General features: G+C 56.5%; 13 protein-coding genes. 4 read left to right on the forward strand and 9 right to left on the reverse strand.

The window, feature by feature from the left end:
* Positions 1-3 precede the first annotated feature (3 nt).
* Complete coding sequence (locus tag RBB76_RS24870; protein WP_429633764.1) at positions 4-1,326, forward strand: MFS transporter; 1,323 nt, start codon at positions 4-6, stop codon at positions 1,324-1,326.
* Between the two features lie 6 nt (positions 1,327-1,332).
* Here RBB76_RS24870 and hemC read toward each other — a convergent pair whose 3' ends face one another.
* Positions 1,333-2,307, reverse strand: coding sequence for a hydroxymethylbilane synthase (gene hemC / locus RBB76_RS24875; protein WP_429633766.1), 975 nt, complete (start codon positions 2,305-2,307; stop codon positions 1,333-1,335).
* 245 nt (positions 2,308-2,552) lie between these two features.
* Here hemC and RBB76_RS24880 point away from each other — a divergent pair, with 245 nt between their 5' ends.
* Positions 2,553-5,090, forward strand: coding sequence for an ABC transporter permease (locus tag RBB76_RS24880; protein WP_429633768.1), 2,538 nt, complete (start codon positions 2,553-2,555; stop codon positions 5,088-5,090).
* 12 nt (positions 5,091-5,102) lie between these two features.
* Here the strand turns inward: RBB76_RS24880 and RBB76_RS24885 are convergent, their stop codons facing one another.
* The 4 genes from RBB76_RS24885 to RBB76_RS24900 form a co-directional block, all read right to left on the reverse strand.
* Positions 5,103-5,876, reverse strand: coding sequence for a WecB/TagA/CpsF family glycosyltransferase (locus RBB76_RS24885; RefSeq protein ID WP_429633770.1), 774 nt, complete (start codon positions 5,874-5,876; stop codon positions 5,103-5,105).
* A 177-nt stretch (positions 5,877-6,053) separates the two neighbouring features.
* Positions 6,054-7,943 carry a glycoside hydrolase family 55 protein gene (locus RBB76_RS24890; protein ID WP_429633772.1) on the reverse strand — a complete coding sequence of 630 codons (1,890 nt, stop codon included), beginning with the start codon at positions 7,941-7,943 and terminating at the stop codon, positions 6,054-6,056.
* Positions 7,944-8,163: 220 nt separating this feature from the next.
* Entirely contained in the window at positions 8,164-9,324 is a 1,161-nt protein-coding gene (locus RBB76_RS24895; RefSeq protein WP_429633774.1) for a glycosyltransferase family 4 protein, read from the reverse strand.
* Positions 9,325-9,472: 148 nt separating this feature from the next.
* On the reverse strand, positions 9,473-12,076 hold the full coding sequence (locus tag RBB76_RS24900; RefSeq protein ID WP_429633776.1) for a glycosyl hydrolase family 28-related protein: 2,604 nt from the start codon (positions 12,074-12,076) through the stop codon (positions 9,473-9,475).
* Positions 12,077-12,262: 186 nt separating this feature from the next.
* Here RBB76_RS24900 and RBB76_RS24905 point away from each other — a divergent pair, with 186 nt between their 5' ends.
* On the forward strand, positions 12,263-13,474 hold the full coding sequence (locus tag RBB76_RS24905; RefSeq protein ID WP_429633778.1) for a glycosyltransferase family 4 protein: 1,212 nt from the start codon (positions 12,263-12,265) through the stop codon (positions 13,472-13,474).
* Between the two features lie 220 nt (positions 13,475-13,694).
* Positions 13,695-14,468: a hypothetical protein gene (locus RBB76_RS24910; protein WP_429633780.1), complete on the forward strand. Its 774-nt coding sequence runs from the start codon at positions 13,695-13,697 to the stop codon at positions 14,466-14,468.
* Here RBB76_RS24910 and RBB76_RS24915 read toward each other — a convergent pair.
* The 4 genes from RBB76_RS24915 to RBB76_RS24930 all read right to left on the reverse strand — a co-directional run bounded on the left by RBB76_RS24915 (position 14,465) and on the right by RBB76_RS24930 (position 20,751).
* Positions 14,465-15,799, reverse strand: coding sequence for a lipopolysaccharide biosynthesis protein (locus tag RBB76_RS24915; protein ID WP_429633782.1), 1,335 nt, complete (start codon positions 15,797-15,799; stop codon positions 14,465-14,467). The two genes, RBB76_RS24910 and RBB76_RS24915, sit on opposite strands and share 4 nt — an antisense overlap.
* Before the next feature lie 132 nt (positions 15,800-15,931).
* On the reverse strand, positions 15,932-17,287 hold the full coding sequence (locus RBB76_RS24920) for an O-antigen ligase family protein (protein ID WP_429633784.1): 1,356 nt from the start codon (positions 17,285-17,287) through the stop codon (positions 15,932-15,934).
* Between the two features lie 160 nt (positions 17,288-17,447).
* Positions 17,448-18,470 (reverse strand): polysaccharide biosynthesis/export family protein, encoded by a 1,023-nt coding sequence (locus RBB76_RS24925; protein ID WP_429633786.1) that lies wholly within the window; start codon positions 18,468-18,470, stop codon positions 17,448-17,450.
* Positions 18,457-20,751: a GumC family protein gene (locus RBB76_RS24930; protein WP_429633788.1), complete on the reverse strand. Its 2,295-nt coding sequence runs from the start codon at positions 20,749-20,751 to the stop codon at positions 18,457-18,459. The genes RBB76_RS24925 and RBB76_RS24930 overlap by 14 nt, the downstream gene beginning before the upstream one ends.

Consider the following 20,751-nt stretch of genomic DNA (forward strand, 5'->3'; position numbering starts at 1 on the left):
TCCATGAGAAAGCCGAACCGGAGCTTCTGGCAGATATGGAACATGAGCTTTGGCTTTCTGGGGATTCAGTTTGGCTGGGGTCTGCAGATGGCAAATATGAGCGCCATCTACGAGTATCTGGGAGCGAGGGCGGATCAGATTCCGATTCTGTGGCTGGCCGCTCCGCTGACAGGTTTGCTGATTCAACCAATCATCGGATACGCCAGCGATAACACGTGGGGACGATTAGGGCGACGACGTCCCTACTTTCTTGCGGGAGCGATACTCAGCTCGCTGATGCTGCTTTTGATGCCGAACTGTGCGAGCTTGTGGATGGCGGCGGGGATGTTATGGATTCTCGATGCGTCGATCAACGTGAGCATGGAGCCGTTTCGCGCGTTTGTCGCGGACATTCTGCCGGAGGGGCAGAGGACGCGGGGCTTTGCGATGCAAAGTCTGTTTATCGGCCTGGGCGCGGTAATCGCGTCGGCACTTCCCTGGTTACTGACCAACGTGTTTCACATGAATCAAGTCGTTGGGGACGCGAGGGCTGTACCTACCACGGTGCGGATCTCTTTTTACATTGGGGCGGCTGCCTTTATGAGCGCCGTGTTGTGGACTATTGTGACCACTCCAGAATATCCACCAGAAGACATGGAGGCTTTTCGCAGAGCCAAGAGCCGCAAGGCCGGGTTGATGGCCAGTGCGAAGGAGATACTGGCGGCAGTTAAGGATACGCCGGAGACAATGCGGAGGCTGGGGCCGGTGCAGTTGTTTACCTGGCTTGGTCTTTTCTGCATGTGGCTTTATTTCCCGGTGGCGGTGGCGCACAACGTGTTTGGCGCGAATGACCCTGGTTCACCGAACTATAAAGCGGGGGTTGAGTGGGGAGGAGTCTGCTTCGCAGCCTACTCGGCCGTGTGCTTTGCATTCTCGTTTGTGCTGCCAGGACTTGCCAAGGCGATTGGTCGCAAGAAGACTCACACTGCGTGTTTGCTATGCGGGGCAATCGGGCTGATGTCGGTGGTCTTGATGCACAACAAATACATGCTGCTGTTTACGATGGTGGGTGTGGGCATAGCGTGGGCGAGCACGCTTTCGATGCCGTATGCCATGCTGGCGGCGTCACTGCCTCCGGAGAGAACCGGAGTCTACATGGGGATCTTCAATTTTTTTGTGGTGACGCCAGAGATCCTGGCATCGCTGTTCTTCGGATGGATTATGACGCACTTTCTTCACAACAATCGGATATACGCAATTATTGCCGGGGGCGTTTGCATGCTGATCGCCGCTGGCCTGATGCAGCGCGTAACAGATCCGCGAACGCTAAGCGTTCAAGATTTGTGAGGTCCTTCAGATGGCTGGGACAGCGAGGAGATCGAGTGCTCCCCTGGATTTGAGGTCGTCGGCGACGTGGAGGCCAAGGTCGGTGGGATCGGCGTCGTTGGCGGCTTCAGTTTCGACCTGGACCATGGATTCGCCGTCGGGTGAGACGACCTGAGCGACCATCTTCCACTTCCCTTCTTCGTGGAAGCAGTGAGCGCCGATGGGGAGGGAGCAGCCGCCGCCGAGGGCGTCGAGGGTGGTGCGTTCGGCTTCAATGGCGAAGCGAGTGTAGGGATGCTCAAGGAAGGTGATGGCGTTGCGGATGTAGGCGTCACGGGCTTCGTCGATGACGTGCGATTCGCTTCGGGTTTCGAGGGCTAGCGCTCCCTGGCCGGGAGCGGGACAGAGTTCGCAGGGAGAGAAACGCTGATGGACGGATTCGGTGCGCTTGAGGCGGTCGAGGCCGGCGGCGGCGAGGACGAGAGCGTCGCACTGGCCCTGCTCGAGTTTGCGGAGGCGGGTGTCGATGTTGCCGCGGACATCGACGAAGGTGACGTCGGGGCGGAGCGCGAGGATCTGAGCGCGGCGACGCGGGCTTGTGGTGCCGATGCGGCCACCGGTGGGGAGGGTGTGGAGCGCCCAGTATGGTTCGCAGACCCAGACGTCGCGGGCGTCGGCGCGTTTGGGGATGGCGGCAAGGGTGAACTGAGGGGCGAGTTTGGTGGGGAGATCCTTGAGGCTGTGGACGGCGAGGTCGATGCGGCCTTCTTCGAGGGCTTCTTCGATTTCTTTAATGAAGATGCCTTTGCCGTCCAGGTTGGGGGGTGGGACGAAGCCGGGCTGCTGCATGCGATCGCCGGTGGTGCGGATGATCTCGAGTTCGACGTGATAGCCGGCGTCGCGGAGGGCGTAGAGGATGTGGTTGGCCTGCCAGAGGGCTAGTTGGGAGCCTCGGCTGCCGATGCGGATGGGATTGCGGGGATTATTGTGCTCGGAACTCATATTCCTAACTAGGATACGGGATGCGAAGTGCGATGGTTCAGATAGTTGTCATCAATGTGGCGGAATGGAAGCCAGGCCCTCTAGTTTGGGCGGAATGATACGACTCGGTCGGTGGAGTGGCGGGGTGAGTGGCTATGGCTGGTATCGAAGGAGTGGCCTTGGTCGGACTAGGCGAAATTGTCTGGAACTAACCGGGCGATGGGAGCGTAAGAGCCTGAGAGACACACGAGCGCTGGAGGGACTTCATGCAGGATCTGTGGGTTGCTTTGCGTCAGTTCTACAAGTCGCCTGGCTTTGCCATTACCGTTGTGCTGACGATTGCGTTGGGAATTGGGGCAAATACCGCGATCTTTACACTGGTGCACGCGGTGCTGATGAAGTCGCTGCCGGTAGCGGATCCGAAGACGCTGTTTCGTGTGGGCGACCTGGATGACTGCTGCGTCAATGGTGGCTACATCAATGACAATGGGGACTTCGACCTTTTCTCTTATGAGTTGTACAAGCATCTGCAGGAGACTACGCCGGAGTTCGAGCGGCTTGCGGCGATGCAGGCGGGGGGTGAACAGAAGACCACGCGGCGAGGCTCGGAGCCGGCGAAGTCTGAACGTGCACAGTATGTTTCGGGTAACTTTTTTACGACGTTTGGGATTGGACCGTTTGCAGGGCGGGTGTTGACCGATGCGGATGATACGCCGGGTGCGGCTCCAGCGGTGGTGATGAGTTATCAGGCCTGGCAGTCGGATTATGGTGGAGACCCGAAGGTGGTGGGCTCGACGTTTTATCTGCAGGGACAACCCGCGACGGTGGTGGGGATTGCTCCGCCGGGATTCTTTGGCGATCGGATCAGGAGCGATCCGCCGGCGTTGTGGATTCCGCTGGCGATGGAACCCGCGATCGAAGGGAAGAATTCGATTTTGCATGTGCGGGATAGCAATTGGCTCTATGCCGTGGGGAGGTTGAAGCCGGGGATTAGCGTCACCGCGCTGCAGGACAAGATGTCGGGTAGCTTGAGACAGTTTCTTGCGGCGCAGCCTAGCTACTCTCGAAATGGCGGGTTGGCGAATATTCCAAAGCAACATGTGGTGATCGTGCCGGGTGGCGCGGGGATACAGAATCTGCAGAAGCAGACGGGCAAGGGGCTTTATCTGCTGATGACGATCTCGGGGCTGGTGCTGCTGGTTGCGTGCGCGAATGTTGCGAACCTGCTGCTGGCGCGCGGTACGACGAGGAGAGCTGATACTTCGGTGCGAATGGCACTGGGCGCGGCGAGGAGCAGGTTGATTCGGCAGATGTTGACGGAGAGCCTGTTGCTGGGGTGTGTGGGTGGTTTGGCCGGTTTGATCGTGGCTTATGCGGGGACGCGTGTGATTTTGTCTCTCGCATTTCCTGATTCGCCGAATCTGCCAATTGCCGCGAGTCCTTCTCTGGCGGTGCTGGGGTTTGCGTTTTTATTGTCGCTGCTGACCGGAGTGATCTTTGGGGTTGTGCCGGCCTGGATTACATCCCATGCCGATCCGGCGGAGGCATTGCGTGGTGCGAACCGCTCGACGCGAGATCGGGCGTCGCTGCCGCAGAGATCATTGATTGTGTTTCAGGCAGCGCTGTCGCTGGTGCTGTTGGTGGGCGCGGGGTTGTTGACGAAGAGCCTGCGAAATATGGAGCATCAGAAGTTTGGAATTCAGACGACGAACAGGTATGTGCTGCATCTTGACCCGGCCGGCGCAGGTTATACGCCGGAGACGCTTCCAGCGTTTTACAGGGCATTGGAAGATCAATTTGGGTCGTTGCCAGGAGTGCAGAGCGTTGGGCTGGCGCTTTACAGCACGCTTGAAGGAAACAACTGGGGCGAGGGTGTGTTCGTTAGCGGACGACCGGCGCCCGGACCAAATGACCATAACAACTCTTCGTGGGACAGAGTGAGTACTCGATTCTTCGAGACGGTTGGACAGCCGATTGTGCGCGGGCGAGGATTTACGAATCAGGATACGGCAACGTCGCAGCTAGTGGCCGTGGTGAATCAAGCGTTTGTGAAGAAGTTTTTTCCCAAGGAAGACCCCATAGGAAAGCACTTCGGAGTCTTCGAGCAGAAGTTCTCGTCGTCGTTCGAGATTGTTGGCATTGTGGCAGATGCCAAATATCAGAATCCGCGCGACGAGTTCAGGCCGATGTACTTTCGTCCGCTCAATCAGACGCTGACGGGGCTGACCGATCCGAATGAAACGATGGCGGAAGGACGCGCACTCTTTATCAATTCGGTGACTCTATTTTTTCGGAGCGAGCCGCAGAATCTCGACGCAACGGTGAGACGAACGCTGGCGAATATAAATCCAGACCTGACGGTGCTTGATCTGCACTCGCTGGACTACCAGGTGGCTGACAACTTTACGCAGGAGCGGTTGATTGCCCGGCTCACGATGTTGTTTGGAGGGCTTGCGCTGGTGCTTGCTTCCGTGGGTTTGTATGGAATCACGTCGTATCAGGTGGCGCGAAGAACGAGCGAGATCGGGCTACGGATGGCGTTGGGAGCAGACCGTGGGAAGGTCGTGCGGATGGTGATGCGAAGCGCGTTCGTTCAGGCTGGACTGGGGCTCGTGATTGGTGTACCGATCGCGATCTTCGGAGCGAGGGTGATGGCTGATCAACTGTATGGTGTGCGGTCGTACGATCCGGTGAGTCTGTTGATCGCGGTGGTTGTGCTGCTGGGGTCGGCTACGATTGCGGGGTTTATTCCTGCTCGGCGTGCAGCGAATATCGAACCTATGACGGCGTTGCGGACCGAATAGACGCTTCCCTTCTTACATAGAAAAGCGGCGGAGACGGGATAGCTGTAAAAAGCTGAGCCAGATAAATCTTGGATTGTTGAGGAGGTAACGGCGCCACAGACGTTTCGGTTCTTTGATGAGGCGGTAGAGCCACTGGAGGCCGGAACGTTTCATCCAGTCGGGGGCCTCTGCCAGATTGCCGCTGAGGAGGTCGAACGCTGCGCCGACGCCGACCATGAGTTTTACGGGGAGGCGGCCGCTATAGGCGGACATGAATCGCTCCTGCTTGGGCGTGCTGAGTCCGCACCAGAGTATGTCGGCCTGAGATGTTTCAAGCTGTGCTCGCAGATCCTGCTCCTCCTCTGCGTTAAGCGGTCGGAAGGGAGGAGTGTAGGTGCCTACGATTTGCAGGCCCGGATATCGGCGGATCAACTCGCTTCGTAACTCCTCGGCGACGCCGGGCCTGCCGCCGTAGAGGAAGTGGCGATAGCCGCGCTGCACGGAGAGTTCACACATCTTCAGCATGTAGTCGGGGCCATAGACGCGGGTCATGTGCTTGAAGCCGTGCAGGTGGCCAAGCCAGACGGTGGGCATGCCATCGGGGGTTGATAGGAAGGATTTGTTGAGGATGGTCCGGAAGGACTCGTCCGATTGGGCTTCGATGATGCCGTGTACACCCGTAACGCAGATATATCCGTTGCCGCTGCGGTTCAAGAGCGCCTCGCTCTGCTCGAGCGCGCTCTCCATGGAGAGTGCACTGATGCCGACACCAAGGATGTTGATTCTTGGCGGATCGCCAGAGATCATGATCGGGCCTCGATTGTGAAGATGAATACGGCATCAGATGTTGAAGATCAGTAGAGAGTGCCCGCTCGATCGGAGTGAACTCCTCTAACTCTATTACCAGAATCTGTTAGGTCAGTATACGAAAGTAGCGAGAGGCTGTCGACCGATCGTCTGCATCGACAGCCCATGTTAAAGCTACTATTTGTAACCGACGAAGAGCGGCATGCGGAAGTTACCAGTGGTCGGTGAGGTGATTTTTTTGGTTACGCCAGAGCGTGTCTCCTGCACCTGAGTGGCATATCCACAGCCACTGCAGTAGACGTCTTCTTTGTAGATGTAGGAGGTTTGCGCGTCTGTGGAGACGAAGGCGGCTTGTGTGGAGGGGACAGCAATGGCTGGATAAATCATGCCGCCGATAAGCTCTGTCTCGCCGCCGCTGGCGGTGCTGATGACTGTGCCGGCTTGCTCGGTTTTAAGGCCGAGGATCCAGAGGGAGCCGCCGAGGTTGGAGATCTTGGTTGCGGAGACCTCATTGTCGAGTTGACGTATATACGCCTGCTGGCCCTTCTGGATGTTGAAGCTGTCAATGCCGATATCTTCGAGGAAGAGCTTGCCGGCGCCGGGGTAGCTCGCGTAGTTGTTGATGAACCCATCTTTGAGAACGACGGGACGACTGCCGCGATGATCGATCTTTATTCCGTAACCAAACTGCTCGATGATGAGTGGCGTGGTGCTGTTGCTAGTGACGACGAAGCGAATGCCGCCGCCATTTGTCCCTGCGCCGAGGTTGACCACGGAAGAGAATCCTACGATTCGATCGACGGTGTCGGGTACTGTAACGTCGGCTTCGTTGTAAGAGAAATATGCGGCGAACGGAAAGTAAACGGTGTGCTTGCCACTGTTGAGCACGGCCTGAAGGCCTGAGGTGTCTCCGTACCACTTAGGCGTGAAGACGGCCCAGTCCGAGAGGCTTGTGCTTGTGAAGGATGGCGTCTCTCCGATAGACATGTTGACACCTGTAGTGGAGGATGCGGTTCCCGTGAGGGTTGACGGAGCGCCGCCGACTACGAGATGAACGATGGTGCCTTTGGTAAGGGTCGGAGTGGCGGTGCTTGAATCCTGCAACGTCGCTTCGTATCCGCTCGAGGCTACGTTTCGCAGGTACATCGTGCTGTTGGTCTGGATTGCGGGAACGGAGGCGATACCGCCGGAGAGGCTGCCGTCCAGCAGGACGACGAATCCGCCGCTGTTGGTGATGGCAGGAACCTTGTTGGTGCTGGTGAGTCCGCGAACGTTGACCAATTGATTGCTGTTGCGAATGCCAGCGATGTTCTGGCCGGAGAGAGTGATGCCTTCGATGGTGGTGCTGTACTCGGCGTTCTGAAGATCCACGCCTACGTCGAAGCCTTGCACCTCGGTGTTGCGGATCATGAGAGGACCAGCGTACTGCCGCGTCAAGTCGATGCCTGCGTGGCCATTTCCGTCTTCGCTTTTGACGAGAACATTGTGGATGGAGCCGATGTTATTGGAGACATAGTTGAGCGCGGTGGCGCCAGGGTTGCCGGGGCCGATCGAGAAGCCGAGGTCCCATATGTTTTGACGGAAGGACTGATTGCCAAGTGGGGTGAGGATCACCGGCTTTGGAGCAGCGGAGTTGTTGAAGCCGCTGGCGTCCGGTGCGAGGCGAATGACGCTGCTGGACGAACCTGATCCCTGCAGCGTGACGCAGCATCCGACCCACTGCAGGGTGTTCTTGACGAGGTAGGTTCCGGGCGGGAAATATAGCGCCTTGGGCACTCCGTAGTAGTCGGCTGACGCATTCGATCGACCGTCGGAGAGGGCGCTCTGAATTGCTGCCGTGTCATCGGTGACTCCGTCACCTTTGGCACCGTATGTTTTGACGGAGGTCATAAAGCCTGCGGGAAAGGAGAGTGTTCCCGTGTTAAGATTTGCGCCCGATACGGTGAGCGGCTGCGGGGCAGCCGTGCCACCCTCTGTGACGGGAATGGTTTGTCCGGAACAACCAACCAACACGAGGATACAAAGGGAGACGATCGCGGTTACTGCTGCGCGAGGGGTTGTTGGCACTCGATGGATTTCGCGGGGCGCAGAAATCTCAGAGAGAAATTGGGGAGGGGGAGGGCATTTTCTCATTCGCAAATAGTTGCATACTTCCCCGCCCGCCACAATGGTACTAAAGGGTGGTTCTTACGCATCGAAGCGCAGAAGTTGTTCGATGAGACCAAGTTGCGCGAGAGACTTGGTCCACAACCTTGAGAATTTTTAATTCTTTTATAGCAATGTCTCTTCAATATCTGCCGTTGGTTTGTTCTATCGCCAGGATGATGCGTCGAGAGATCTCACTCCAAGTGAAATCGTTTTCAATCATTGCTCTTGCGGAGTCGCCCATGTGAGTGCGTTCAGCGGTTGTGAACTCCTCTGCCTGCTGGAAGAGCTCGGCGAGGCGAATGGGGGTGTTGGGAGCGAGGACCAGACCACAGTTCCAATGACGAACGAAATCGGCGAGGTTGGTCTCCTCGGAGACGATGAGTGGGACGCCGCATGAAGCCGCTTCGAGGCATGCTGTGGGGATGACATCGAAGCGGGAGGAGTGAACGAAGAACATCGCCGCCTTTAGAGTGGTGCGCAGAGGCGATCCAAAGATTTGTCCTGTCCAGCTGATCGCGTCGGCGATGCCAAGCTGATCTGCGAGCGTTTGCAGCTGAGGCCGATCAGGACCGTCACCCACCATCGTCAACTTCAACGTGCCTCCGGATTTCCGATAGCGTGCGAATCCTTCTACAAGAAGATCTAGTCCCTTTTGAAAGATTGCCATTCTCCCGCAATAGACAATTGAGGGCTCGGTGGCCTCAGCATCTGCCGATTTTATTTTCATGACCTCATCGGCGATGTCCTGGGCAGCGGGCAATTCGAAGCCGTTGGGGATGAGGGTGATCTGATGAACGGTGGGAAATCGAGACTTGAGGTCATCTACTTCGGTCTGGCCGATTGCGTGAACCAGAGAAGCATTTCGCAGGGTCCAGCCTTCCCACAGCGAGAGATAGAACCGCTTCCTTAGTCGGCCTGCGAGCGAGCGGCCCTTGCGGTCAGAGAGGTAGCCTCCATGGGGAGTGACGCCGAATCGTATGTTTCTTTTGCGGAGTAATTTTGCGACTGATGTGAGCTGCGGAACAAAGACAGAGTGCAGATGAACCCATGCGCTCTCCGGTAGAGCGTACAGTGCTGCGCGGAGGTCTTCTGCTAAGCCGAACTGCGATCTGCTTTTTGGGAATGCAACGAGCTTGTAGGTGTGGGCGTGAGTGGGAGGCTGCTCCGTTGCGAGTAATGTCCAGACCTCGCATGCATGACCCTGTGCCACCATGTTCGTGGCGAGCCAGTGTACGACTTTGTTAACTCCATTCGCCGTGTTCGGGTCGGCGGTTCCTGGAATTATATGGATGATGCGCAAATCGTTTGGCTCCTGCGATGTGTTCTGTAATTTAGATGCAGTTGCGTTGCTCTGCACGAGAACGAGCTCGGCAATTGTGGTCGCTGAAGGTTGTATGCGGACGCGATCTAATTTCGATATCTACGCCGTCAAACGGGGAGGGCTGCTTTTAGAAATTATTGATAGTGCCGTGAATTTTACGGACCGAATTGTTTGACGCTTTCTTGCCTCCGTAGGAGTAGAAGACGTGGAGATGTTGAGGGCTGTTGACACCGGGAGCGGCGAGGCGCGAGGTGTTGCCGTTTCGAGTTTCAATGACCCAGTTAGGTGCTCCATAGCCGGCGATGTTGATGTTTTCGTATCCAGTCGCGAAGAGGTTCGAATCCGTGATCTTCATCGTCGTGGAGTCGGGCGCCGCGGTGGAGAGCTTGTAGAAAAAGAATCCGAATATCTCGACCTGCGCGTCGGTGGCGACGATGTCTGTGCCGTTGTGTTCGGTTTTGTAGCCAAGGATCCAGAGTGTGCAGCCATTGCAGGTCAATTGGTCTGCATGGGCTTGTTCTTGATCAAGTTGCCGAGCCCAGATGTGCTGAGTGGGATAGAACGTGACGGTGTTGCCCGGATTGTTGTTGGCACCGAGGATGGCGTCATCGAGATAGAGATTGCCTGCACCTGGAGAGGCTGAATAGTTGTAGGTATTGTCGTCGATCAGGACGAGTGTTCGAGATCCTGTGTGATTGATGTTGCAGGCGGTGTTCGGGCAACCCTCAATGATCAGAGGAGTCTTCGAGGAACCCGCGACGTTGAGATTGAGGAAGAAGGTTCGGCCTGGTGTGGGCATGGCCGTGAAGAACTGGAGATGATTGACCGTGTCGGGGACTGTTATGTCGAACGAACCGCGACCACCGTATTGGCCTGGCGGAGCGTAGACGGTTGGAGATTTCGATTGCGCGATGGTAGCCGCCCAGGTGGAAACAGACGTTCCCAATACTGTCCAAGTGCGTGGATCCGGGTCGTTGGGCTGTGGTGTCTCTGATTCGGGAAGATGAAGAGAGCCCGGGGGAGCGGATTGATCGAACACAGTTTGAGCTTCGCCCGACCAGGTCTCTGTGAGGTCTCCCTTATACATCTTGGCGGGAGTTACGCAGTAGTCTGCCTCCGACGTTGCGTAGCCGATGACTTTTACGTTGCGCGTGTAGAGGTGACAACCCGGTTGACCACGCTCTTTGCCATTCTGCAGGGCGATTCCGCTGGAGTTGTCTCCGAAAAGCTCCGAGTCGATGATGGTTGTGTTGGCGTGAAAGAGTTCGGCCTGGAGAGCGGGTACGCTGTTGTCGCTTAGCAGATGGCGAATACTGAACTTCATGTTTGTGCTGCCGATGCCTGCGACGGTTTGACCTTCGAGAGTGATGTCCTCGAAGGTGAAGCTGTACTCCTGCTGATTGCTGTAGATGCCGTTCTGGCATCCATAGGCGGCAACGTTGCGCATCATGCCTGGGCCAGGATAGGCGCGACGAAGGTTGAGAGCGTTGACGCAGTTTGAGTCGTCGGACCAGACCTGAACGTTTCTGATGGCGCCGATGTTGTTGACCTGCGTGGTGAAGATTTCAGCGTTGGGATTACCGACGCCTGACTCGAAGCCGATGTTTTCAATGAAGACGTGGAAGTTGTCGTTCTTGTTGACGCTGAGCGGACTGAAAAACTGGACGGGATTTGTTCCTGTGTTGAAGGCAGGGGAGTTGGGTGCGAGTTTGATGATGGATGTCTGAGCTCCGGCTCCATAGATGGACCAGTAGTTGCCGTAGGGGATGATGGTGTCGCTTGCGAGATAGACGCCGGGGGGAAAGTAGAGAAACATCGGAAAGGCGCCAAGCTGGCCGCCTGCGCCTGCGCCGTAGAACATGTTGACATTTTTGAGCGGGGGCGCGGCGGTGGTGAGTTCGAGGTGCGTTGCATCCGTGACGGACGCAACTTTGTAGAAGACGCTGCCAATTTGAAGGCTGAAGTTTGGCTTTAGCGCTGCGAAGGTAGGGCCGCTGACGGCGGTAACGGTTGTTCCGTTGGTGCTGACTACGTTCGGTGGAAGGCGTGCGTTTACGTTGGCGAGGCTGCCGGGGTTTGTGGTGAGCGTGAGATGCTGCGGATCAAGAACGGCAGCGATGGTGTAGAGTCCGCCTGCTATTCGGATGGGAGAGCCGGGCGCGAGTCCAGCAAATACGGAGCCGCCGACTTGAGTCACGGTGTAGGTATTGCCGCTGACAGAGGTGCTGACTTTGCTTTCGGCCGATCCTCTGTCAAATGCGAATAATCTTTGTAGCCCCGCAGTATTGTCGGTGACTCCATCGCCTACGAGATTGGCTATGGGGTTGTGTGTCACGTCAATGATTGCAAATGCGGCTGCGCTCGTGAAGCCTGGAGGGTAGACGATGTTGTTTGTGAGTCGCGCACCGATTCCATCGGCAGGGATGATTGAAAGCGTGCCATCGACGAAGGTCAGGCTGTCAGCTCGATTGACGGTTGTCATGGAGCCTGCTGAGATTCGGATTGGGTAGTTGCCTGCGGGAGAGCCGGAAGTGGCGGACGTGCTCAACTTCGGCTGACCTTTGAAGAGGCCAGCGTAGGTTCCGGAGTAGGACGACATCTTGAAGATCAGAGGCGGCAGAGGATCGCCGACGTGCATGGTGAGATGCGTTGCAGTGGCTGTATAAGTCGTGGCCCCTGCATAGATGCCGCTTAGAAAGAGCAGCAGGAATAATGCCAAGCGCATCTTCATCGTGTGTCCTCGGGTGGAAGTACGATCAGGATGGACGATTGAGGATCTGTTGTCCTCTCATAATTAGCATCAAAGATACAGTTCTCGGTAAACTGTTCCTGCAGATGCAATTGCGGTCAATCAGCAGGCTTCTTAATTATACAAACAACGTAGAAAAAACATCTTTGAAGAAGAGGTCTGTTGCGAATGAATGTTCTGCTTTCAGCCTATGCATGCATGCCAAACTCGGGTTCTGAACCGGGCAATGGCTGGAACTGGGCGATGCATCTGGCAGAACGCGGAATCAACGTTACAGTATTGACTCGCCGCGAGGGGCGCGACGAGATTGAAGCTTACCGGCAGGCTCATCCGAATGGAAATCTTGCTTTCGGCTACGTGTCGGTTCCGACGAAGTTGTTCAAACCTGGCACCGGGATGCACTACGCGCTTTGGCAGATGTTCGCGGTCGGAGTTGCGCGGTCGTTGAATCGTCAGCAGCGGTTTGATCTTGTGCATCACGTTACTTACACGAGCATTCATGTGCCGACGCAGCTTTGGCGTTTAGGCGTTCCGACTGTGTTCGGGCCTGTGGGAGGAGGTCAGACAGCGCCTGCAAGCATGCTGGAGTACTTCGGATCGAGCAGGCGTGCCGAGGAGCGTCGAACACTTTTGACAAAAGCACTTCCCTTCTCTCCTCTTCACAGACGGTGGCTCGGGAAGATGACTACGGTGCTCGCGGCGAACGACGATACGATGCAGCTGATACGGGCGATGGGACGATCAGACGTCAGGCTGCAGTTCGATAACGGAGTGGGTGCGGATTATCTTGCACCGGAGCCTAAGAGTTTCAAGTTAGGCACGCCTGCGGTGCGGTTGATCTGGGTGGGGAGAATCTTGCCGAGGAAGGCTCTTCCGATGGCGCTCGATGCGCTTGCCAAGGTGCAGCATGGCTGGACGCTTACGATCGTCGGGAACGGACTTGCGGAGGCGACCGTGAGGCAGATGATCGCTGAGCGAGGGTTGAGTGACCGCGTTCACTGGGCGGGAAGACGACTGTCGTGGGAGGAGGTTCGAGCAGAGTATCTGAAGCATGACGTGCTTCTGTTTACCAGCCTGCGTGAGACTTCCGGGGTGCAGTTGCTGGAGGCTATGGCCGTTGGACTGCCGGTGATTACGCTGGATCTGCATGGCGCCCGTGACGTCGTACCTGAAGAGGCGGGTATCAAGGTGCCGGTAACGACTCCTGCTGAGGTTGTGTGCGGTCTTGCCAATGCAGTCGATCGATTCGCGTCGATGAGCGTTGATCAAAAGAATGCGATGTCGCGCGCGAGCTGGGATTTCGCCAGGACGAGTACGTGGGCCTCTCGTGCGGCCAAAGCTGAGCTGCTGTATGCGGAGCTTGTGGAGAAGGCAACGTGACGGCTGCGTTCGACAGCCTTGATTGGTTTTATTTTTATCATCTACGAGGGGGCTCTTTTTGACGCTACGTGCCACGAAGATTGACTTATCGAGTCAAGCCATTGAGGCCTGGCTGTTCGTTTTGAGAAACGAGACAAAAGTTACAAAGTTTCAACTGACATACTTGCGTTCACGCAATGAGCGCTCGAAGGCCCCGGTGGTTGCACCCGGTGGGCCTGTGGTGTCAGTGACCACCTATGGAGAGCGGCTGAGGTCGGTTCACCTGATGCTGGAATCGATTGCTGCCGGCTCTGTTCTGCCGTCGAGGCTTATCTTGTGGGTGGATAACGCAGAGGCGTTTGCCAATCGATCTGCTGGCCTTGAAAGGCTGGTGAAGAGAGGTCTTGAGATTTACCTGAGCGATAACTTCGGTCCACACACGAAGTATTATCCCTATCTTTTGTCCAGCGATACCTTCGAAACACCGCTTGCGACTGCTGATGACGATCTTCTCTACAGCAGGTGGTGGCTGGAGGGTCTGGTTCGAGCGCATCGCGAACTTCCAGAGGCCGTTAATTGTTATCGGGCGCATCGGATAAAGCTTTCGGAGGGCATTATCACGCCGTATCAGACGTGGGCATCATGCCGATCAACGGAGCCAGAGTTTCTTCACTTTGCTACGGGTGTGTCCGGCTGCATCTATCCGCCTTCACTGTTGCGGAGATTGAAAGTTGCCGGAACTGAGTTTCTGCAGCACTGCCCAAAGGCAGATGATGTCTGGCTGCACGTCAACGCGTTGCGAGCCGGGATGAAGACGCGACAGATCTGGAGTCGGCCTCTGAGGTTTCCGTTTGTTCCTGGGACGCAAGATAGCGGGCTTTACCACGGCAACGTTCTTCAGTCTCGAAACGATGAGCAGATTCAGAGTACCTATACGGCGAAAGATATCGCTCTTCTTGAAGAGGCGGCCGCCTTATCGTCCGGCCGCCACGTGTCAGAAAAAGCCTGGCGTTAGCGGGGATATAACGCTTCGGCGCCCTCTAACGCGGCTTCGCGACGGATCTTTCGAACTCTCAGCCAAAATGCTATCCCAATGAGTCCCTGGAAGAGAACCTGGCTCGCCAACATTCCTATCATGACTCCTTTCATCCCAAGTTTGCTAGCCAAGGGCCCGGCTAGCGCCACGGAGAAAACGATCAGAACAGGATAGGTCCAGAAGATGGGAGCGGTGTATTCCAGTGCCTGCAAGCCATAACGCAATGGGCCCGAGATGAAGACGACTAAATAGATGCACGCGAATGCGCGGAGAACGAATCCGTCACCTGCATATTTCGTTCCATAAGCGAGCTTCAACCAGAACGAAGGGAAACAACCCACGAGGCCCGTGAAAGCAAGCGTTATGGCTCCCCACTGCAAAGTAATTCGCCTGACGTAACGCAACATGCCCTCAACGCCTTCACGGCGCATCCGGCGTGCGGCCTCTGCGGGCACGACGTTGTCCAGTCCGAGAAACCAGACGTGGGCGACACCTACGATGTTCTGTGAGGCGCGCAGAACAGCCGAGGCCGCAGCACCGAAGTAGACCGGAGCGGCCAACTGAAACAGATTGCTTGATGCCCATTGCATAAAGGCCGATGGCGCGAGCCAGCGAGACATTTGCCAATGTCGGAGAAAGACGGTTCGAAGGGCATGCCGACTGTAGGTAACGTGCTCGTACCAGCGGAGGCAAGAGAGGAATCCGATCAGCGAGGTCGCGGCGATGATCCAGAGCATGGTGGATAGCTTCGCACCGTGGCTTCGAGAGAGCCAAAAGATGATCGGCACCTGAGTAAGGTAGCTCACGATATCGCAGGTGAGAGCGTGCTTGCTTTGGCTGGTGCAGAAGAAATAGCGTCGAAGGAACTCCTGCAACATGTAAGCGACCGCGGCACCGCTGATTGGCAGGGCAAGGCCTGCGATGTGCCACTGGGGGAAGTACCTTGCGGAGTACCACACGCAGACGAACATGATGAGTCCGACGAAGAGACCAAAGGCAATTTCCTGGACGAGCACGGAGCCGTAGTAGGCGGGCCGGTCTTCCTGATCTTGTTTGGGGCCCACGCTCATCATGGGCGTCACAATCATTGCGTACTGAAGGCTGTTGGCAAACAAGACTCCGACCCATGCAAGGGCAAAGACACCATAGTCACGAAGCCCAAAGGAGCGCGCGAGAATAACATTGGTGACGAAGTTTGCGCCGCTGACCAGGCCCTGATCGAAGAGAGCAGCCGGCGTTCGGCCGCCACCAATCCGTGCAAGGATTCGAGCGAGAAAAGTCTGTTTTTTTTCCAAGAGTTCAGTACCCACTGGGACCTCTGCGGGCTGGAGAGGAGAACGTTGGGGAGACCGGTTCATCAGGAGAAATCCAAAGGCGACAGCTAAGTGCTCTTGCCGAATCCGTGACTTGGGTTAAGGATATCACTGGCGCAGGAAGGGTCTCTATGCGCCGACTTCTTGAGGGATCGACGGAATGGAAGATTGCGAGACCTTTCGAAGTTTCGATCGAGATGAGTGTGATGCGGCGCCGCCGACAAGCCCTATGAAGGCAAGTAGAAACACAGCGCCGGGTCGAGTGAAGATGTAGGTCAGGTTTGGACCTCCAAGAGATCTCACCGTGGAAAGTATGACGATGAACAGAAGAAAGATTTGTTGGAGACCACGATGCGCGGTTCTGAAGCCGGCCCAAAGTGCCCGGGCATAGATACAGAGAGCCAGAAGAGCCGCAAGTATGCCGCCACTGAGAAACGCATGAATGAGTTCGTTGTGGGCGTGAGGCGGAATCCAGTGCGCGTAAATCCAGTGATCTTTGAGCGCGTTCTTCGCACCCACGACGTAGCCGTATCCGAGGATCGGTCTGGCACGGATTGCTTCGATAGCGGCTGCCCACACGCGAGTTCTGTCATTCAGTGTTGCCAGCGAATTGGCATTTTGACCACGAGCGATGTACTCGAGGATCGTGCTTCGAAACAAGATGCCAAGTGCTGCCAAAACCGCTGTGGAGACGATTGTGGCAATCCTCAGAAAGAAGAGGCCCGAGAAAAATACCGCATACAAGAAGATCAGTATGAGGAAGCTACCCTGTTCAATGCGCGTATGAGCCAGGACGAGGGTGCCAAAAGCAACCACGCATCCGCAAAATCTGGCGAGACCGCGAGGGAAGAAAAAAAGTGCGTAGAAAAAAGCGGCCACAGAGAGCGTGGAGAGATAGGACGGCGATAGCAGCTGACCACCAAGCTGCGCATGAACGCTGGTCATCTCGCCTTCGCCTGCACCACCGTAGACCTGGGACGGCATGATCGGAAGTACGATGTAGGTGATCGCGATCCAAATCCAAGACATGCGTCCGATGAGCTCCACCATCAACTCCGTTCCACGATCTTCTGGAGTACGGGTGTAGAGCGCAAGGACAAGGGCGAAAGCGAGGATCCACTCGTACATGCGGTAGAGAGGGATCAAGTTATCGCTGAATGTGGGAGGGGTAAGGCGACTTGCCGGCGCAAGAGCCGTGGACAACAGCATCTGGAGAAGGAGGACAATCCAGAGCCAACCCGCAATGTTCACTTTGCGGCAGAACAGAGGCCGCCGCGACAGTATCACTACAACGATCAGGATGTAGGTAGAGAGAAAGTTGACCGCCATCGCACTGAGGGACGTCGGGTTGAGCAGACCCTGCTCGTGCGTGCGGCCAGTTACGTCGAAATGAATGAAGTTCGGAACCCCCACGAGAAAGATCAACGTCGTCCAGTACAGAAGGGGATTCTGTTTCTGCAACGGGTAGGGTTGATCTGCCGTCATAAAGATTTCCATCCTGTCCGAGAGGCGATAGAGTCGGGCTGCAACGAAGAGAGTGTTTCGCAGTTGCGGCTTCCGAGATGATTGCGAGACCGACTTAGAGATCTCCCGCTGTTAGCTGGTCTGCACGGCGAAGCTGCGGCTGAAGTCAGCAAGGGAGGCCCTAGTGATAGACGTAGATGGCAGCCTGTGAAGTGCTTGCGAAGATTCCGGTCGTGAGAATCGTCTTTGTTTTGCTGATAGGCACATAGACGAGGTCCTCAGCCTGCAACCGCGGAGGCGGAATCTTTCCCTTCTCGATGTCCTTATATGGAATGTTCGTCTCCTGCACCTGGCCGTCCGGGAGCTTGCGGATCAGCCGCATGGAGCTGACTGCGGCGTTGAGGGTCGTCCCATAGGCGAGCGAAAGAGCCTGGGTCAGATTCAGTTCGCCGCCTTCCTGCATAACGTACCCGCCTGGTCGAGTAACCCCGCCTAGCACGTAGACGACACCAGCACGCCGCACGGTGACTGTGTCTCCTGGATGAACTTTTGTATCGACGAGCGTCATGTCATCCGGGTCACGGGAATAATGGACCATCTCTTTTTGCGGGGTGACGCCTTCCGGATGGCGGATCTCGATGACGTTTCCCGCTACCTGAGTTTCACCGCCGGCAAGAGCGATGACGTCCTCGAGGCTATGAGGCGCCAACAACTCGATCCGTCCTGGATTGTGCACTTCGCCCAGAACACTGACGTTCGAACCGGCATATTCACTGATATTCAGAGTGACCTGAGGGCTATTGAGAATCTTTCCATCCTTGAGACGTGCCTCGATCGCAGAGGCGGCCTCGGTCATCGTCTGGCCAGCGACGTGGACTGATCCGATCATGGGTAAAGTAATGTCCCCATGGGTGTCGATGCGGGCGTCGGTGGATAGCTCGGGAGCGTCATACACTTCCATGCTGAGAAGAAAGCCGGGGGCGAGTTGAAGCGCGGAGAAGTCCTCGGGAACCGCAGTTAGAGTCGTTAGCCTTCTTCTGCCATTTGCGCCCGGAGTATCGCCCGCTCCCGCGCCGTCAAAAGTCCCGTTTCCTCCGACCTTCGGCTGGGGAGGTTGAGCGCGGACTGTCGATGACGAGAGTGTGAAGACCCCTAGAAACAGTGGAGCGAGACACATCTTTCCATAAAGACTAGATAGTCGCATGAACCTGACCTTCCTCTTGCCTGGAGTAGCTGTAACCATGGAACCCGTCAGCTGTCGGATTGCGAACATCGTTGAGCACAACACCGAGTACCGGGGTATTGGCGTGATGCAAGCTGTCGATCATGCTGGAGAGCACCGACTGGGTGGTTCTGCGTGACCGAACTACTGCGATGGTGCCGCCCACCTTGCTCGCAATGATGGAGGTATCCGTGACCGAGAGGATGGGAGGACTGTCGATCAGAACGTAATCGTAGTCTGCGCTGCAAACGCGCAGAAGCGCATCGAAGGTTTGCGATTCGAAGAACTCGGCGGGAAACGCGGGTGGGTGCCCGGCGGGGAGCATGTAGAGATTGGGTAAAGAAGTGTGCCGAACGACTCCGCGAACTTCGGCTTCAGTGACCGGGTCTTCAAGATCGCTTACGCCGGGAGAGATCGCGCATCCGAAGAGACGATGCAGATCGGGGTTGCGGAGATCGCAATCCAACAGAAGAACACGCGCACCTTGCTGAGCAAAGGCCACTCCGAGGTTGTAGACCGCTGTGGTCTTGCCGTCGCGGCCAGCAGCACTGGTGACGAGTAGAGTTTTAGGCCCATTGGATGGGAAGACTCGCAGGATCGAGGTTCGAATGACACGAAAGGCTTCGGAGAAGGGAGCCTTCGGCGCGTCAATCAGCTTGCTGTCTCCGCCCGATACCGTCAACAGACTCTTGGTTCCCATCCGGGGGACGTAGCCAAGCATGCGCAGGCCTCCGAGGAGTTGGAAATCGCGCGGTCTGCGGACTGTCTCATCGAGAGACTCTCGGAGAAAGGCAGACGAGATGCCGAAGAACATGCCGATGCCTGCAATGAGAGACAGATACTTGAGATAGTTCGGTATGGCCGGGGTTCCGGCGGGACGAGCCTGATCCGCGATATCGATGCGGGTGGCACGAACGCCCGAGGCGAGACTTGCCGTCTGCAGCTTCGAAAAGAGATTCTCGTAGAGAGTTCGATTGGAGGCTGCTTCCTGCGCCAAGACCTGAAGGTGGACGGTCGAGTCGGCCATCTCATTGGCGGCAGACTGCTGTTTGACGAACTGCTGCCGAATTGTCTCTTCATTGTTCTTTGCGTAGATGTACGAGTTCTCAGCGCGCTTACTGATGCGCTGAAGCTCGGCATGCATCTGCGCCCTGATGGCATCAAGCTGTTGTTGCGTCTGCACGAGGCGAGGATTATTCGCGCCGTATTTCACGGCCGCTCCTGCATATTCCTGTGCGAGCTCAGCCTCTTGAGTTCTAAGGGAGCGGATGAGCTGAATCCCTCCATCTCCGGGAAGTGCACCTGCGCCGCCTGCGCCCGCTGCTGCTCCCAAGCCGATCACTACCTCAGGATCTTGCGACTGGACAAGGTGGAAGGTCGTCTCCGCGGCGATGCGGTTGGACTCTGCAGCGGTCAGCTCCTGGTTCAGTCCATAGAGCCGATCCGTTACGGTGCTGTGTTGTGTTGTGCCTGCGGTCGCACCGTTGTCGCCGGGACCACCACCGGCTAGCTGGACACCCGCCAGGCCGGATTCTCTTTGGTAGTCCGCCAGCTTCTGTTCCGAATCTTCGACCTGCTTCTTAAGGTCTTCGAGCTGTTTTCGAAGCCAGTAGGAGGATTGAATGGTTGAGTTGTGGCGACGGTCCATCGCGCTGTCGATGAACTTCTGCGCGATCGCGTTTGCGACGTTCGCGGCTACAACCGGATCTGGATTTAAAAACGTAATCGTAATGAGCCGGGTATCCGGCGGCGACTCGACGGTGAGACTCTTCTCAAACCGTTTGATCAACTTTTCTCGGGTGAGAGGCGCCTGATCGAGGGGCTTCCCTTTTTCGGACGCGACAATAGCTTTGTTGAAGGGTCGCGTCTGCGTGAGGTTGAGGTCATGAATCACGGCGAGCGCCAGACCATCACTTTGGAGCACGCTGATGTCGGTTTCGATCTCGGCCTTCAACTCATCGGCAGTCGGCGAGGCAGGTACGACATCGGTGGAGACATTTGCGCTATTGTCTTCTTTATTGATCTCGATGGTGGCCACCGCGGCGTACTTCGGGGTCATCAACAGACAAACCGCCAAGCCCAGAAGAAAGATACCGAGTGTTACCAGAGCAACGGTCTTCCATCGCCTGCGCAGAACCCTGAGGACGCCTGAAAGCGTCTCGTACTCCGAAGGCACGGATCCGAAGAGCGAGCCATCCGATAAGGTGCCCAGAGCAGTAGATTGTGGTCTGGTAAGAGAAGAGTGTGGCTGAAGTGCACTCAT

It is taken from the genome of Tunturiibacter psychrotolerans (genome assembly GCF_051013365.1).
In the GTDB taxonomy this organism is placed as follows: Bacteria; Acidobacteriota; Terriglobia; order Terriglobales; family Acidobacteriaceae; genus Edaphobacter; species Edaphobacter psychrotolerans_A.

Coding starts and splice junctions, on each gene's coding strand:
- RBB76_RS24900 (WP_429633776.1), bottom strand. CDS start 12,076: ATGAAGATGCGCTTGGCATTATTCCTGCTGCTCTTTCTAAGCGGCATC.
- RBB76_RS24930 (WP_429633788.1), bottom strand. CDS start 20,751: ATGAGTGCACTTCAGCCACACTCTTCTCTTACCAGACCACAATCTACT.
- RBB76_RS24905 (WP_429633778.1), top strand. CDS start 12,263: ATGAATGTTCTGCTTTCAGCCTATGCATGCATGCCAAACTCGGGTTCT.
- RBB76_RS24925 (WP_429633786.1), bottom strand. CDS start 18,470: ATGCGACTATCTAGTCTTTATGGAAAGATGTGTCTCGCTCCACTGTTT.
- RBB76_RS24870 (WP_429633764.1), top strand. CDS start 4: ATGAGAAAGCCGAACCGGAGCTTCTGGCAGATATGGAACATGAGCTTT.
- hemC (WP_429633766.1), bottom strand. CDS start 2,307: ATGAGTTCCGAGCACAATAATCCCCGCAATCCCATCCGCATCGGCAGC.
- RBB76_RS24885 (WP_429633770.1), bottom strand. CDS start 5,876: ATGATCTCTGGCGATCCGCCAAGAATCAACATCCTTGGTGTCGGCATC.
- RBB76_RS24920 (WP_429633784.1), bottom strand. CDS start 17,287: ATGACGGCAGATCAACCCTACCCGTTGCAGAAACAGAATCCCCTTCTG.
- RBB76_RS24880 (WP_429633768.1), top strand. CDS start 2,553: ATGCAGGATCTGTGGGTTGCTTTGCGTCAGTTCTACAAGTCGCCTGGC.